The 14,738-nt window shown below is 60.4% G+C and carries 13 protein-coding genes; 4 read left to right on the plus strand and 9 right to left on the minus strand.

The window, feature by feature from the left end; all coding sequences use genetic code 11:
• Nucleotide 1: 1 nt before the first annotated feature.
• The 6 genes from pdhA to polX form a co-directional block, all read right to left on the minus strand.
• Nucleotides 2–943, minus strand: coding sequence for a pyruvate dehydrogenase (acetyl-transferring) E1 component subunit alpha (pdhA, locus tag JQ624_RS31700; protein ID WP_249130220.1), 942 nt, complete (start codon nucleotides 941–943; stop codon nucleotides 2–4).
• 59 nt (nucleotides 944–1,002) lie between these two features.
• Nucleotides 1,003–2,760, minus strand: coding sequence for an acetate--CoA ligase (acsA, locus tag JQ624_RS31705; protein ID WP_212422831.1), 1,758 nt, complete (start codon nucleotides 2,758–2,760; stop codon nucleotides 1,003–1,005).
• Nucleotides 2,761–2,859: 99 nt separating this feature from the next.
• Nucleotides 2,860–3,339, minus strand: coding sequence for a universal stress protein (locus tag JQ624_RS31710; protein WP_212422845.1), 480 nt, complete (start codon nucleotides 3,337–3,339; stop codon nucleotides 2,860–2,862).
• An 86-nt stretch (nucleotides 3,340–3,425) separates the two neighbouring features.
• Complete coding sequence (locus tag JQ624_RS31715) at nucleotides 3,426–3,890, minus strand: CBS domain-containing protein (protein WP_249130216.1); 465 nt, start codon at nucleotides 3,888–3,890, stop codon at nucleotides 3,426–3,428.
• 207 nt (nucleotides 3,891–4,097) lie between these two features.
• Nucleotides 4,098–5,444, minus strand: a complete 1,347-nt coding sequence (locus JQ624_RS31720; protein ID WP_212422833.1) for a nicotinate phosphoribosyltransferase — start codon at nucleotides 5,442–5,444, stop codon at nucleotides 4,098–4,100.
• A 153-nt stretch (nucleotides 5,445–5,597) separates the two neighbouring features.
• Nucleotides 5,598–7,304: a DNA polymerase/3'-5' exonuclease PolX gene (gene polX, locus JQ624_RS31725; protein WP_212422834.1), complete on the minus strand. Its 1,707-nt coding sequence runs from the start codon at nucleotides 7,302–7,304 to the stop codon at nucleotides 5,598–5,600.
• A gap of 129 nt (nucleotides 7,305–7,433) precedes the next feature.
• Between polX and pncA the strand changes: the two genes are divergently transcribed.
• Entirely contained in the window at nucleotides 7,434–8,072 is a 639-nt protein-coding gene (gene pncA, locus JQ624_RS31730) for a bifunctional nicotinamidase/pyrazinamidase (RefSeq protein WP_249130217.1), read from the plus strand.
• A 70-nt stretch (nucleotides 8,073–8,142) separates the two neighbouring features.
• Nucleotides 8,143–8,829 (plus strand): CBS domain-containing protein, encoded by a 687-nt coding sequence (locus JQ624_RS31735; RefSeq protein WP_212422835.1) that lies wholly within the window; start codon nucleotides 8,143–8,145, stop codon nucleotides 8,827–8,829.
• 111 nt (nucleotides 8,830–8,940) lie between these two features.
• Here JQ624_RS31735 and JQ624_RS31740 read toward each other — a convergent pair whose 3' ends face one another.
• Together JQ624_RS31740 and JQ624_RS31745 are read right to left on the minus strand one after the other, a co-directional pair.
• The gene (locus tag JQ624_RS31740; protein ID WP_212422836.1) at nucleotides 8,941–9,510 is read right to left on the minus strand and encodes an HPF/RaiA family ribosome-associated protein; all 570 of its coding nucleotides are present in this window, start codon (nucleotides 9,508–9,510) and stop codon (nucleotides 8,941–8,943) included.
• A 41-nt stretch (nucleotides 9,511–9,551) separates the two neighbouring features.
• Nucleotides 9,552–10,205 (minus strand): BON domain-containing protein, encoded by a 654-nt coding sequence (locus JQ624_RS31745; RefSeq protein ID WP_212422837.1) that lies wholly within the window; start codon nucleotides 10,203–10,205, stop codon nucleotides 9,552–9,554.
• Between the two features lie 97 nt (nucleotides 10,206–10,302).
• Between JQ624_RS31745 and JQ624_RS39800 the strand changes: the two genes are divergently transcribed.
• Both JQ624_RS39800 and JQ624_RS31755 read left to right on the plus strand, forming a co-directional pair.
• The gene (locus JQ624_RS39800) at nucleotides 10,303–10,527 is read left to right on the plus strand and encodes a universal stress protein (protein ID WP_409334397.1); all 225 of its coding nucleotides are present in this window, start codon (nucleotides 10,303–10,305) and stop codon (nucleotides 10,525–10,527) included.
• Nucleotides 10,528–10,729: 202 nt separating this feature from the next.
• Nucleotides 10,730–13,588: an AMP-binding protein gene (locus tag JQ624_RS31755; protein ID WP_212422839.1), complete on the plus strand. Its 2,859-nt coding sequence runs from the start codon at nucleotides 10,730–10,732 to the stop codon at nucleotides 13,586–13,588.
• A 39-nt stretch (nucleotides 13,589–13,627) separates the two neighbouring features.
• Here JQ624_RS31755 and JQ624_RS31760 read toward each other — a convergent pair whose 3' ends face one another.
• Nucleotides 13,628–14,653, minus strand: coding sequence for an MBL fold metallo-hydrolase (locus JQ624_RS31760; RefSeq protein ID WP_249130218.1), 1,026 nt, complete (start codon nucleotides 14,651–14,653; stop codon nucleotides 13,628–13,630).
• Nucleotides 14,654–14,738 lie beyond the last annotated feature (85 nt).

Consider the following 14,738-nt stretch of genomic DNA (forward strand, 5'->3'; position numbering starts at 1 on the left):
CTCAGCGATCGGCTTGCGCGGCTGCTTCTGCGTAGGTGAAGCGGGTGAGCTGCTCGACCGGTTCCCATGTCCCGGCTTCGCCGAATGCGACTGCCTCAGCAATCTCGGCCGCCACTTCGGACTCCATGCGCGCCAGGTCTTCCGGATGAATCAGGTGATTGGCCTCCAGCCACCCCTGATAGCGCACGATCGGTTCCTTGTGCCGCCAGACCTCGACCTCGGCCTTGTCGCGATACAGTTGAGCGTCGAACATCGAATGCGCGCGCAACCGATAAGTCCGGCATTCCAAAAAATAGGGTTTGCGGGTTTCGCGTACGGCCTGCACCGCCCGGCGCGCGGCGGCCTCGACGGCGATTACATCCATGCCATCGACCGCTTCGGAAGCGATCTGATAGCACGCCGCCTTGCGCTGAATATTGGTTTCAGATTCCGAAATGGCCAGGGCCGTTCCCATGGCGTAAAGGTTGTTTTCGCATACGAACAGCACCGGCAATCCCCAAAGCGCGGCCAGATTCAAACTTTCATGAAACTCGCCCTCGGCAACAGCGCCCTCGCCGAAGAAGCAGGCCGTGATGCTATCGTCACCGCGCATGCGATCGGCGAGCGCAAGTCCGACCGCCGTCGGCAGACCGCCGCCCACGATGGCGTTGCCGCCATAGAAATTTGTCGCACGATCGAACAGGTGCATGGAGCCGCCGCGTCCCCGGCTGCAGCCATCCTGCTTCCCGTACATCTCCGCAAGCACCGTGGTCATCGGCACGCCGCGCACCAGGGCGTGTCCATGCTCGCGGTAGGTTGCCACGATCCTGTCGCGCTTCTCCAGCACCGGGATGACGCCGACGGCAACCGCTTCCTCGCCGTCGTAGAGGTGCATGAAGCCCCGGATCTTTTCCTGGGTGTAGAGTTCGGCGCACTTGGCCTCGAAGCGACGAATACGGATCATCTGCTTCAACAAGCCCAGCATGTGTTCGCGCGACAGGCGCGGCTTGTCGGTGGGCGGGGTCATCGCTCCTCGCTTTCGAGCGTCGAGATGTCGCCCACTGGCAGGCCCAGCTCACGGGCCTTGAGCAAGCGACGCATGATCTTGCCGCTGCGCGTCTTCGGCAGATTCTGGCGAAAGGCGATGTCCTTTGGCGCAATAGCCGGGCCGAGACGCTGGCGCGCATGGCCAAGCAATTCCTTGCGGAGCGCATCGCTGGACTTGAAGCCGTTCTTGAGGGCAACGAATGCCTTGACCATCTCGCCGGCGGTCGGGTCGGGAATGCCGATCACGCCGGCCTCGGCCACGGCCGGGTGCTCCATCAGCGCGCTTTCCACTTCGAACGGGCCGATGAGATGGCCGGCGCTCTTGATCACGTCGTCCGCCCGGCCGACGAACCAGTAGTAGCCCTCGCCGTCGCGCATCGCGAGGTCGCCGGTCAGATACCAGCCGCCTACGAAGCACTTGCGATAGCGTTCCTCTTCGTTGAGATAGGCGCGCATCATCGACGGCCAGCCCGGGCGAAGCGCGAGCTCGCCCATGGCCATCGGTTTGGTGATTTCGCGCACGGTCCCGTCTTCAAGGCGCTCGATGATGCCAGCGATGACTCCCGGCAGCGGGCGGCCCATCGACCCCGGCTTCACGTCCATCGACGGGTAGTTGGAGATCATGATTCCTCCGGTTTCCGTCTGCCACCAGTTGTCGTGGAACGGCTTGCCGAAGGTCGCCGCGCTCCAGACCACGGCCTCCGGATTGAGTGGCTCGCCGACACTCGCCATCAGACGCAGTCCGGACAGGTTGAACCGCTTGGTGATTTCAGTTCCGACCTTCATCAGCATGCGGATCGCCGTGGGCGCCGTATACCAAACAGTGACTTTCTGTTCTTGCAGGATGCGATACCAGCGTTCCGCATCGAATTCGGCCTGGTCGACGATCATGGTCGCACCGTTGGTGAGCGGCGAGATGATTCCATAGGACGTACCGGTCACCCATCCCGGGTCGGCGGTACACCAAAAGATGTCATCCGAATGGAGATCGAGCGCGAGCCGGCCGGTGATGTGATGGGCAACGACGGCTTCATGGACATGCACGACGCCCTTCGGTCGTCCAGTCGTCCCGCTGGTGAAGTGTAGCAAAGCCATGTCTTCGGCACCCGTCCATACCGTATCGAACGTATCCGACGCTTGCGCCAAGGCCGCGGACAGATCGATGGTGCCTGCGGGAAGACTGCTCGAACATTCAGTGAGGAAGACGTGCTGCAGGCTCGCGAGTTCTTTTCGCCAAGGTTCTATCTTCCGCCGGTAAAACGCCTCGGAGGTGACAAGCGCCTTGGCATTGCCGATCGTCATACGGGCCTTGATGGGCTCCGGACCGAATGCCGAGAACAATGGCGAGAAGACGCTGCCGTTCTTGAGCGTTCCGAGAGCGGCGATGTACAGTTCGGGCACGCGGCCAAGAAGCGAGAATACCCGCTCGCCTTTCGCCACCCCGCGCTCCGCCAGGATATTGGCAAACCAGTTCGTTTGCGCGCGTAGAGCCGCGTAGTTGAAATCGCGAACCTGGTCGTCGCGCCCGATCCAGCGCAGCGCCAGCTTGTCGGCGTGGCCCGCAAACACGTGTCGATCGACGGCCTCATGCGCGATGTTGATCCCGCCACCAGGCAGACCATCGAGCATGGCCCGCGCCTGCGACCAGGCAAATCGCTTGGCGTACTCTTCGTAACCTTGAAGGTTGGCGCCGACATAGTCCTCGGGGCGCTTCCGGATACGCTGCCATTCCATGGTCGACCTAGAGGCCATTTTGCGCCGACAAGATAACGGCCGATATCGCGGGAGCCTTGACGTGGGTCAAGACCCTCAAGCGGCTGTCCCAAACCTCCGTCAGGTCAGCGACGCCAGTGCCGCGAAGACTCCCTGGTGCGGCGGCCGAACGACGAGTACCGGGATGGTGCTGTGTGTCAGCACCTTGACGGTTTCGCTCCCGAGCACGATCGCTGCAACCCCACGACGGCCATGCGAAGCCATGACAATCAGATCGCAGGATTTTTGTGCCGCCGTCTCGATGATGGCCAGATATGGCTGATCGTGCTCGATGCGCATCGTCTCGCAGCTCACACCGGTTGCCACTGCGGCCTCCTTCGCCACCGTGAGGTATTTGGCGGCAAGGGTCGCCATGCGCTTTCCGTAACGTTCCGGCGTATCGGTGATCATGCTTGGCTCAACCGCGAACGGGTGAAATGGCATCGACACGGTCAGTACCGTGACTTTGGCATTGACCGACTTCGCCAGAGCCATGCCATAGTCGATTGCATTCAGTGACAGCTCAGAGCCGTCGGTCGGGATCAGGATATGTCGATGCATGCATCCTCCAGATTCACTTGATCCAGGATCGGCTTCGGGGCGGCTCGGCATACAAAGAGTATCGAGTCGCGATGCCTGCACGGCACCTACGATCCTCCTGAAACCGGACTTAACGCGCGCGCGACGGTGGCCAACAACTCGGCACGGCCTACGATACCGACCACGGAGCCACCGCAGACAACGGGGAGCTGTGCGACATGGCGCGTATCCATCAACGCGACGACCTCGTCGAGGGTCGCTTCCTCATCGACGCAGATCGGGTCGCGCGCCATCACCTCACGGACCAGTCGGGCACGCATGCGCCGGCGAGCCGGGGTATCTTCTTCGATGCCAAGCAATTCTTCCAACCAGTTTCCGGGCGGCGGGCTGATATCGAGCTCGGTCCGATGCAAGAAATCGCCCTCCGAAATGACGCCGACAAGCGCCCCGTCGCGGTCGATCACCGGCAGGCCGCGCTGATTGGTCTCAATCAGCAAATGCGCGGCGTCCAAGAGCGGCGCATCGGGTTTGATCGTTGCAAAGGAACGGCGCATTATATCAGACACGTTCATGGGCATATCTTTCGAATTGGCAGGGCATCCGGCGGCCGTTCCCGCAGCCCAATTCCGAAGGCATAATTAGCGGTCGTAGACCGTGCCGATTTGAGATGGATCAAGTCGCGCCCACGCCTTTGTTTCTTGGTGGCGACATGGCCTCGGCAGCTGGTTTTATTTCAGAAGGTACGGAGCAGCCCAACAGGGGATGCCCGGCCATTCTCGTCACGTGATGCCTGCGCATCGGCGATCGACTTCCGCCGCGAGCGCTATCAGTCCCGGCGTTACGGCGACCGGGAGCGTTGTGCCGTCACTCAGGTGGCGCAACGACTCGGGCAACTGCGAAAGGCCCTGCGCCGCCCTCTTTCGGATATCGGGTAGTGTCGGAGGCGCAGCGAGACGCCGGCCATGGCGCATGAAGGGCAACAGCAGCGGTTCGCCCGCCTGTCGATCATCTTGGAGAGCTAGCACATCGCCAGTCATGCGTCCGTCGGCCCCAAAACTGCGCCAGACTTGCTTGCGGCCGGGCCATGTGGCTTTTCCGACAGACCGTTTGCGCCGCGCTATGCCGGCATATTCTTGAAGCTTGTAGGCGCAATCGAGTGCCGGCACGTCTGAGGACGTCGTCAGGCTGGTGCCGACCCCGAAACCATCAATCGGGGCATTTGCACCCAAAATCCTCACAAGTTCGTCTTCGTCCAGACCCCCGCTCGCCAAAATAGTCACATGCTGCAGGTCTCCCTCGTCCAGAATGCGCCGAACACTCTTCGACAACGCGACCAGGTCGCCACTGTCGAGACGGACCCCGTGCACGGCTATCCCTGCTTGCTTCAGGCGAGGCGCCAGTGCGACGACCTTTCGGGCTGCGGCTTCGGTATCGTAGGTGTCGATGAGCAAGACAAGATTGTCGGGCCGCGAGCGAGCAAATGCTGAGAAAGCGGCTGTTTCATCGTCGTGCGCCTGGATGAAAGAGTGCGCCATCGTACCGAACACCGGAATTCCGAAATCTTTCCGAGCAAGAACCGTCGCCGTTCCGGCAAATCCCGCCAGGTAACTGGCTCGCGCGGCCATCAGCCCGGCCTCCCCTCCGTGCGCCCGCCGCAGCCCAAAATCGACCAGTTGCTTGCCCGGTGCGGCAAGCACCATCCGTGCCGCCTTGGAAGCGATAAGGGACTGAAAGTGAAGGATGTTGATAAGGCGGGTTTCGACCAGCTGCGCTTCCGGAAGCGGCGCGGTCACCCGGATGATCGGTTCGTTAGCGAAGAAAATGCTGCCTTCCGGCATGGCATCGACATCGCCAGTGAAGCGCAGGCTCGCGAGGTAGTCGAGAAACCGATCCGTAAACCGATAGTTTTGCCGGAGCCAATTGATGTCTTCGTTCGAGAACTGCAGGTTCTCAAGAAAGTCGAGGGCCTGCTCCAGTCCAGCCGCCATGAGGAAGCCTCTGCGAGCTGGAAGCCGACGCACGAAGAACTCGAATACAGCCGTATCCAGCCGACCATGGTCCAGGTACGCCTGAAGCATGTTCAGCTGATACAAATCAGTCAGCAGAGGGCTTGTCGCAGGATACATGTGGCCAGTCCGCTGTGAGGTGGCATCTAACGCCGGTTACCGACCTTGTCCTTGCAAGGGATGGAAGGTCTTGCTGCGAAGAGAAACGCCCAGATCCAGCGTCGCTTTCTCATGAAATCCTCCGCCCCGCGCACCTTCGAGCCCGGACGTGGCTCACCGCTTCAGCAGCTTGCGCAATTCGGCAAGTGGCCGGGTGTTCAGCACGTCGTTCGCCGTGAGCCAGGCGCGCCGCGCCTGATCGATTCCGAACCGCATGCACTCAAACGCATCGATTGAATGCGCGTCCGTCGAGACCGCGAGCTTTACCCCGGCGAGCTTCGCCGCGTGGGCATGAAGATCGTTCAAATCCAGACGATCCGGCTCCGCATTGATCTCGAGGTAACATCCGGCTTTGCGCGCGGCCGAGATCACGAGATCCATGTCGATGTCATAAGGCTCGCGCTCGCCGATCAATCGTCCGGTCGGATGCGCCAGAATGGACACATGACGGTTTTCCATGGCACGGACGACGCGCTCGGTCTGCGCCTGACGCGGGAGGTCGAAATGCGAATGCACCGCGGCCACCACGATATCGAGCTTCGCCAGGCTTGAATCCGGCAGGTCGAGACTGCCGTCCCGGAGGATGTCGACCTCGATACCCCTGAGGATCGTGAGGTTCTTGAGCTTTTCGTTGAGCCGGTCGATTTCGTGGATCTGGCGTGCCAGGCGCGCCGGATCGAGACCGTGTGTCATGGCGACCCGGCGGCTATGGTCGGTCAGGGCGATGTATTCGTAACCGCGCGCCTGCGCCGCCGTCGCCATTTCAGCGATGGTGACGGTACCATCGGTCCAGTCGGAGTGCACGTGAAGGTCACCTCGTACATCGGAGAGCTTCACGAGCCTGGGCAGCTTGCCGGCCTGGGCCGCCGCAATCTCCCCGTGGTCCTCGCGCAACTCCGGCACGATGTATGCCAGCTTGAGCTTCTCGTAGACATCCTCCTCCGTGGCACCGGCAATCCGCCGCTGGCCGGAGAACAATCCGTATTCGTTCAGCTTCCATCCGTATTGATTGGCAAGCCCGCGCAGCGCGATGTTGTGGGCTTTCGAACCGGTGAAGTACAGAAGTGCTGCGCCATAGCTTTCCTCCGGCACCGCACGAACATCAACCTGCAAGCCGGAGCGCAGCATCACGGTGGTGCGCGTCGACCCATGAGCGACGACTTGCGCGACGTTGTCATATTCCACCAGCCTGTTTCCAACCGCGGCACCATTCTTCGCAGTCACCAGCACATCCAGATCGCCGACCGTGTCGCGGCGCCTGCGATAGCTTCCGGCGACGACAACGCGTCCGCGATCGCGGAGAAAACCAACCAGCGCTTCAGCCTCGGCTTCGGCCACCGAGAGCTTGAACCGCTTTGCGGGCTGCGGCTTTTCAAGCGCACCGAGCAACTTCTTCTCGATCACAGGCCCGAACCCGCGAAGCTCGCGCAAACGCCCGGTCTTGATGGCTTGACGAAGGTCGTTGAGGGTACGCACTTTCAGCTTGTCATAGAGCAGCTTGATGCGCTTCGGTCCGAGGCCGGGAAGAGCCGCCATCTCGCCGAGTTCGCCAGGCAGCTTCTTCTTCAAGGTGTCGAGCAGACCGAAATGTCCGGTCTTGACGATATCGGCGATCTTGCCGGCGAGATCCTTGCCAATCCCCGGCAGCTCCGACAGATCGCCTCCGGACTTCAGCAGGCTTGCGACCGCCTTGGGCAGGCCTTCGATCTCGCGCGCGGCACGGCGGTAGGCGCGCACGCGAAACTGGTTCTCGCCGCCAATCTCGAGCAGTTCGGCAGCCTGGTCGAACATGGCGGCGATTTCCGCATTCTGCACGGGCATGTCGGAACCCACGAAAGGCCGAATTTGCCAAGGGAATATCGCACCGCGCGACGGGTCGGAATTGATTCAGATCAGGGTCAGCTCCTCAAGGGCGCCGATAGTTATACGAGCGAAGCTGGAGCCGCAAAGATGGGCGCTCATATGATCGCGGGCGATACGGATGTATTGATCGTTATCGATGTCCAGAATGATTTTTGCCCCGGAGGTCACCTTCCGGTGCCAGGCGGCAGCGATGTGGTGCCCGTCATAAATCGGCTTGTCGGGCAGTTTGCGAACATCGTCGTCACCCAGGACTGGCACCCGCACGACCATTTTTCGTTCGCTTCGATGCACCCGGGAAAGCAACCAAACGACATCATTGCCGCCCCTTATGGTCCTCAGATCCTCTGGCCGGACCATTGCGTGCAAGGAACGTCAGGGGCTCAATTTCACGAGTCGTTATGCGTTCCGCAAGCCACCATGATACTGCGCAAGGGGTTTCATCGCACGATCGATTCATATTCGGCGTTTTACGAGAACGACCGTCGGACGCCGACCGGTCTTATCGGGTATTTGCGCGAGCGCTCGCTGACACGTGTCTTTCTCGCCGGGCTGGCATACGATTTTTGCGTCCGCTACTCGGCCGAGGACGCGCGACGGGCCGGCTTTTCCGTTCTGGTGATCGAGGATGCCTGCCGCAGTATCGATGTCGGCGGATCGGCGGCAGCAGCGAGATCCGCCTTCCAAAACCTGGGCATCCAATCCATCGCGGCCGGCGACTTCGCGTAATTGTTGATTTGTATCAACGACGGCAGCGCGCCGAAGCGATCTGCTGATTAGATAGTGAGGGAGGTCTACTATGTTTGCTCGTGACGTTATGGTTGCACCCGTCATCACGGTGACGCCTTCCACCACAGTGAAGCAGCTGGCAGAGTTACTCCTGAACAAAAGGATCAGCGCAGCACCGGTGATCGACAGTCAGGAAAAGCTCGTCGGCATTGTCAGCGAAGGCGACCTCCTGCACCGCGTTGAGGCCGGCACAGAGCGACACCGCTCATGGTGGCTTAAGGCATTTATCGGGGACAACACGCTCGCGGCCGAATATGTCAAATCTCACGGCCGCCAAGTTTCGGATGTCATGACCCGCAAGGTCATCACAGCCTCCCCTCAGGCGCCGCTGCACGAGGTCGCGACCCTGATGGAGAAGAATGCGATCAAAAGGGTGCCTATTCTGGAGAACGGCCAGTTGGTCGGCATCGTCAGCCGGGCAAATCTCGTTCAGGCCGTGGCAACGGCACGCGAGCTGCTCGATGTTCCGCTTTCCGATACGACCATCCGCGAAACGATACTATCTCACCTGAAAAAGCAGCCGTGGGCGCATACCGCGCTGCTGAATGTGACCGTCAATGCAGGTGTTGTGGATCTTTGGGGCATGGCAGAATCCGCTGACGAGCGGAAGGCCATCAAGGTTGCCGCCGAATCCACCCCTGGAGTTTGCGCGGTCAACGACAATCTGATCACCCGGCCCGCCGGCGGATGGGAGTGAGTTGGCGGCTGCACGGAGCGGTGGCTGCTTCAAAATTGCAAGCATACGCCCCGGCCGGCGCTGGTCGGTCGAAGCGTACGATAGATAAAGCGCGCCAACGAACGAGGAGCGTTAGACCCTTAACCCGTGTTTTCCGAGCAGTTTGACCGTGGTTGCCTGCGCGCCCTTTTCGCCGATCTCGTCGGTAAACACGACCCGGGAGCCGACGGCCAGTTCGGAAAACGCTCCGTCAAGAACGCTGTTGCGATGGAAGTAGATCTCCTGGCCATCGTTTGATCGAAGGAATCCGAATTCACCGGCGGGGTCCAGTCGTACGACAGTTCCGATGGGCTGCCCTTCGTGGCTCTTGACCATCCCTTCCATGCGCCGCGCGCTATCCTGAAGTCGCCTGCCTGCCCGCTTGAACGCATCGTTTATGGCAAACGGCAAATCCGAATGTCGCTCGTCTTCCTTCGGCGTCCGCCCGATATCGACTTCGCGACCATCGGGCAGCGCCAATCGAATGTTGATGTCATACAGGCCGCCCGTTCTGTGACGATTCCCGGGACCTTTGACGACGATGTGGCACGCTGTAATGCGACCATAGAGTTGTTCAAGCTTCTTCACATGGTCCGCGATCATGCCCTGAACCGCAGGATTGGCAACCATGTCCTGAAATTCTATTTCAACCGGGGTTTGCATTACTTCCTCCTCATTGAACAGAGGTGATGTCGGCCAGAATGCTACGATCCTATCGTCAGCCGGTCCTTGACGTTCTTTACGCCGGGGGCCGACCAGGCCGCGTTCTCGACGGCAAACTTCTCGTCCCAATTGCGAACCTTACCTTCGAGCATGACTTCATCATCGTCTCGAACGGTGACACTTATATCCTTAGCTTCGATTTCGGCACGCCTTCTCAGGGCCGCTTCGATCTTCATTTTTACGTTGTCGGCCTTTGCATGCGGCACTATCTCGATATTGTTGACGATACTGCGCACCCCCGACAGCCTTCGGACATCGCGCTCGGCGCTGCTCTTTTGATAGTACCAGTTGACTTTGCCGGTCAAAGTCACCAAGCCGTCGCGCACCGTCACCTGTATCGCGTTGGCGGGAACGACGCTGTCCCAGGACAGCACGTCGACCGCGCGCCTGGCGATCTCGTCGTCAGACGCCTTTACATCCGAAGCATCGCGAACTTCGATTTCGTCCGCGATTCCATGCACGCCCTTTACCCGGCGCGCGGCGGCTATTGCCGCCAGCTTTTGCGCATAGCTGCTGACATGTCCGGTAAGCGTTACAATGTCCCGATCTACGGCCACGCCAATATGAGCAGCATCGACAATGGGCTCATAAGCGAGTTCATCCAGAATATCGTCACGCAGTTTCAGTTCATTCATGATCTGCCTCCTGAGCGCCGAGTAAATTGCCGATTAAATAGCCGGACCTCGTCGATGGGGTTGTTGATGCAGGTCAAGGCTGGTCAGGCGTTTCAGACTGAAATATTCAAGGTCGCCGGGTTCCAGACTTCATCGCCGGCAACGACTTTTGGAGGAAGCGCAACAGCGAGCCGGCTGGACTGACGTGAAGCCGCTCAAGACCCTCAAGTGGTGGGGTGATCCCGCCCAAGCAATCATAGATGCGATCATGGAGGAGAAGGTAGATGCCATCGTGATCGGACGGCGAGGCAGAGGCGGCCTTATCAGGGCTGCTGCTTGGTAGGCCAGAAGCTGATTAGTCTTGCGCCTTGCGCTGTCATTGTCGTGCCATAGCTGCCGACCTTTTGTCTCGCTCGCATCAGTGCGACGGGATTAGGCATGCGACGCTCGACCTTTCGCTTCCAACGCTAGGAGCAGCGTTGAGCGAAGGAGCGACCGCTGACGAGGCTCCGTACTGTTGCGTTCTCGAACGGGAAGTTAGATCGATGACGTCGGAACGCCTTAGTTCACCAGATTCGCCTGCCAAGGTTACTGGGCAGGATTCGCGCGAACAAGATTTGATCACGGTCGTGGCGGCATTGGTGCGCGAACTACATCCTCAGCGCTTTAGGTTCATTGACGTCCGTCCGTCGAGCCGCATAGAGCGCGATCTGGGGATCGACAGCCTGGGCCGCACCGAACTCATCCTGCGAATTGAGCGTGCATTTCGCGTGCGACTACCTGCTCAAACCATCGGCGAGGCCGAAACCGTTCAAGATCTTGTGCAGGCGCTGGAACAGGCCAGACCGATGCAAGGACGAACGGCTCTCGAAACACGGCAGGCTCCTGCTCTTCCGTCTGTGCCAGCCGCGAGCGAAGCACAGACCCTGGTCGAGGTTCTGGAATGGCATGCGGCCCACCATCCCGACCGTCTGCATCTGACGGTATTGCAAGATGAGACGACGATTCTTGGCACATTGACATATGGCCAACTCGCCACAAGAGCACGCAACGTGGCTCGCGGCCTGATCGCCCGAGATATTCTCCCCGGGGACCGGGTCGCCTTGATGCTGCCCACCAGCATCGATTTCTTCGTTGCTTTCTTCGGCATTCTTTACGCCGGCGCTATTCCGGTGCCGATTTATCCTCCGATGCGGCTTGCACAGATCGAGGAGCATCTGCGCCGCCAGACCGGTATCTTGCGCAACGCCGGTGCTCGGCTCCTGATCACGATGCCCGAGGGCCGGCGGCTTGCCGGCCTGCTCCGCGCGCAGGTGGAAACGCTGAATGCGGCCGAGAGCGTCGAGAATCTGGAACTCGCCACTGCGATCATCGGGCTGCCGCAGGTTGCGGATCCCGATTCGATCGCACTTATCCAATATACATCCGGCAGTACCGGCGATCCGAAAGGAGTGCTGCTCAGCCACGCCAACCTGCTTGCCAACATCCGGGCGATGGGGGCGGTCATGGAGGCCAGCTCGGCTGATATATTTGTCAGCTGGCTGCCCCTCTATCACGACATGGGTTTGATCGGCGCATGGCTCGGATGCCTGCACTTTGGAGCGTCGCTCTATGCCATGTCGCCATTGAGCTTCCTCGTGCGGCCGGAAAGCTGGCTGTGGGCCATCCACCGCTTTCGCGCCACCTTTTCTGCGTCGCCGAATTTCGGGTTCGAGCTGTGTCTCAACAAAATAGCCGATGCGGACCTTGAAGGATTGGATCTCAGTTCCTTGCGCATGGTTGCCAACGGTGCGGAGCCCGTCAGCGTGCAGACACTGCGCCGATTCACCGACCGATTTGGCCGCTACGGCTTTCCCGCAGGCGCCATGGCGCCTGTCTATGGCCTTGCTGAGAGCTCGGTCGGACTCGCTTTCCCGCCGATCGGCCGGCCGCCCGTCATCGATCGCGTCGACCGCGACAGGCTCAGCCTGCATGGGCAGGCTGAGCCGGCAAAGCCGGGCGACCCGAAACCGCTCGAGGTCGTGGCCTGCGGCCAGCCGCTACCCGGTCACGAGATTCGCATCGTCGATGAGGCCGGTTACGAGCTCGGCGAGCGGCGGGAAGGAAGGCTTGAATTTCGCTGCCCCTCCACGACACGCGGCTATTTCCACAACGAGATCAAGACCCGCGAACTCATTCACAACGGCTGGATAGACAGCGCCGACCGCGCGTACATGGCCGGCGGCGACGTCTACATCACCGGCCGGATCAAGGACATCATCATTCGCGCCGGCCGTCATCTATACCCTCAGGAGATCGAGGAGGCGGTGGCCGGCATTCCGGGAATCCGCAAGGGTGGCGTCGCCGTCTTTGGCGCGGCCGATCGAGGCTCCGGCACCGAGCGCGTGGTTGTTCTCGCCGAGACGCGCGAGACCGATCCGACGAAGCGTGCAGCATTGCAGGCACGCGCGCAGGAGGTCACAACAGACATCGCCGGGACGCCACCGGACGAGGTGGTGCTCGCACCACCGAGTACTGTTCCTAAGACATCGAGTGGCAAGATCCGGCGCAGCGCCGCAAAAGAACTCTACGCGAGCGGTCACGTCGGTCCGACGCGACGTGCCCTGTGGTGGCAGCTTCTGCGTTTGGCGTTTTCCGGGGTCGGCCCGCAGATAAGGCGGTCGGGGCGATTGGCGCGCGAAATGCTCTATGCGGCCTGGTGGTGGCTAGTCCTTGCCGGTGCATTTCTGTTGGGATCGTTTGCTTTGCTCGTCCTGCCGCGCTTGTCGTGGCGCTGGTCTGCCCTCAGGGGGATTAGTCGCGGCGCGCTCGCGGCGATGGGGGTTTCGGTTTCGATCATCGGTATCGAACGCATCGCCAGCCGAAGAGCGATGCTCACGTTCAATCACTCAAGCTATATGGACGCGCTAGTATTGGCGGCGGTTCTCCCCGGCGAACCTGCAATTGTAGCCAAGAAGGAGCTTTCCGGGCAGCTTATGGCAGGCTCGCTGCTGCGGCGGCTGGGCATACCGTTTGTCGAGCGCTATGATGTGTCTGGCAGCCTCACAGATGCCGAGGCGCTGATTGCGTTAGCGCGCCAAGATCGCGTTCTGGTCTTCTTCCCGGAGGGCACATTCACCCGCCGGGCGGGCCTGTCCGGCTTCTATCTAGGTGCATTCAAGGTGGCTGCCGAGGCAGGACTTCCTGTCCTGCCGGGCACTATTTGCGGGACGCGATCACTGCTGCGCAGCGGCCAATGGTTTCCGAGGCGCACTGCCGTCACCGTAGAAATCGGCGAGCCGGTGACGCCGTCGGGCACGGATTTCGGCTCCGTGTTGCGGCTGCGCGATGAGGTGCGCAGGAGCATACTATCCCGCTGTGGCGAGCCCGATTTGGGAGAATTGGTGAAGCCGACAGCGCCGTGAACCCGTGGCTGAGCGGAATTCGAAGCGACGCACCGAGCACTATGGATCACCTTTCATTCGTGGCTGTCCGGCAAAGGCCGCCATGACCTCGTCCTGCATTCGCTCGTCCTGCCCGGTATAGCGGGTGGAGAAGTGAAACGGCTCAACCCTGCGCACCCCCGCCTGGCGAGCGATTTGCCCGGCCGCCTCGGTTGTCAGATGGGCGCGCCCGGTCGCCAAGGCCACGTCCGCTCTCGCAAACGCGGATTCAATGAACAGAAGGTCGGCGCCTTTGACCAGTTCGACGATCGCTTTGCGATTGTCCGCCGTATCCGCGACATCGGTCACGTACCCGATCTTTTGGCCCGGAGTGACAGTCAATACGTCACGAAGCTTCCCGAGCGGCATGTCATGATCGTTCGTGCTCGTCATGGCGGAGCTGATCCGGACCGGAAAATCATCCGGTTTGCTCTCGCTGACCGCACGCTTAAGGTCGCTCAACCAGGGCCCTACCGGAAGCCCCAGTTTTGCGAGCCGGGTCTTCCAGATATTCAAGTGAGCAGGTTCCTCGACGGCGAACCCCAGGCATGGCGTGTGATGTTCCAGCGCTGCGGTTGATACCCGGAAGGTTGGATCCTTGACCACGATGCCTTCGTCGATCCGACCCGTACCCAATACTTCAGCGGCGAAGGCTGCCTTGAGACGAAACCGTGCTGTTTGAGTGGAAAGAGAGGGGTCGATCTCTGTCACCACGAAAGTCAGATCACCGGGTTCGCGATCAACGAGATTCCAGAGATAGGCTTGGAGCTTGTGGTGGACGTGGTTGATGAAACCGTTCGGGCCATAAAGATGGATCTGCTTTTCCCGACCGACGAGCACCCTTAGCAGACGATCAAATCCATAAAAATGATCGATATGCGCGTGCGAAACGAACACGTGTTCAAGGCGTCGTATCTTTCGTGGCGACAATGAGGTGATGTCGCCAAGGTCGAATAGAATCGCCCGCTTCTCGAACAGCGTCTCGATATAGAGCGCCGGATCGCCGGTTCGCCCATTTATCAGCATTGGATGCAATAGCGGACGCATGACTCATTCTAGTGGTTCATCATAGTGATTTTGACGTTTTGATACCGAGCCATTGGAGGATCGGCAAGCTTTCGGGCGGCACGAG

Source organism: Bradyrhizobium sp. AUGA SZCCT0283 (assembly GCF_018130385.1).
GTDB lineage: Bacteria > Pseudomonadota > Alphaproteobacteria > Rhizobiales > Xanthobacteraceae > Bradyrhizobium.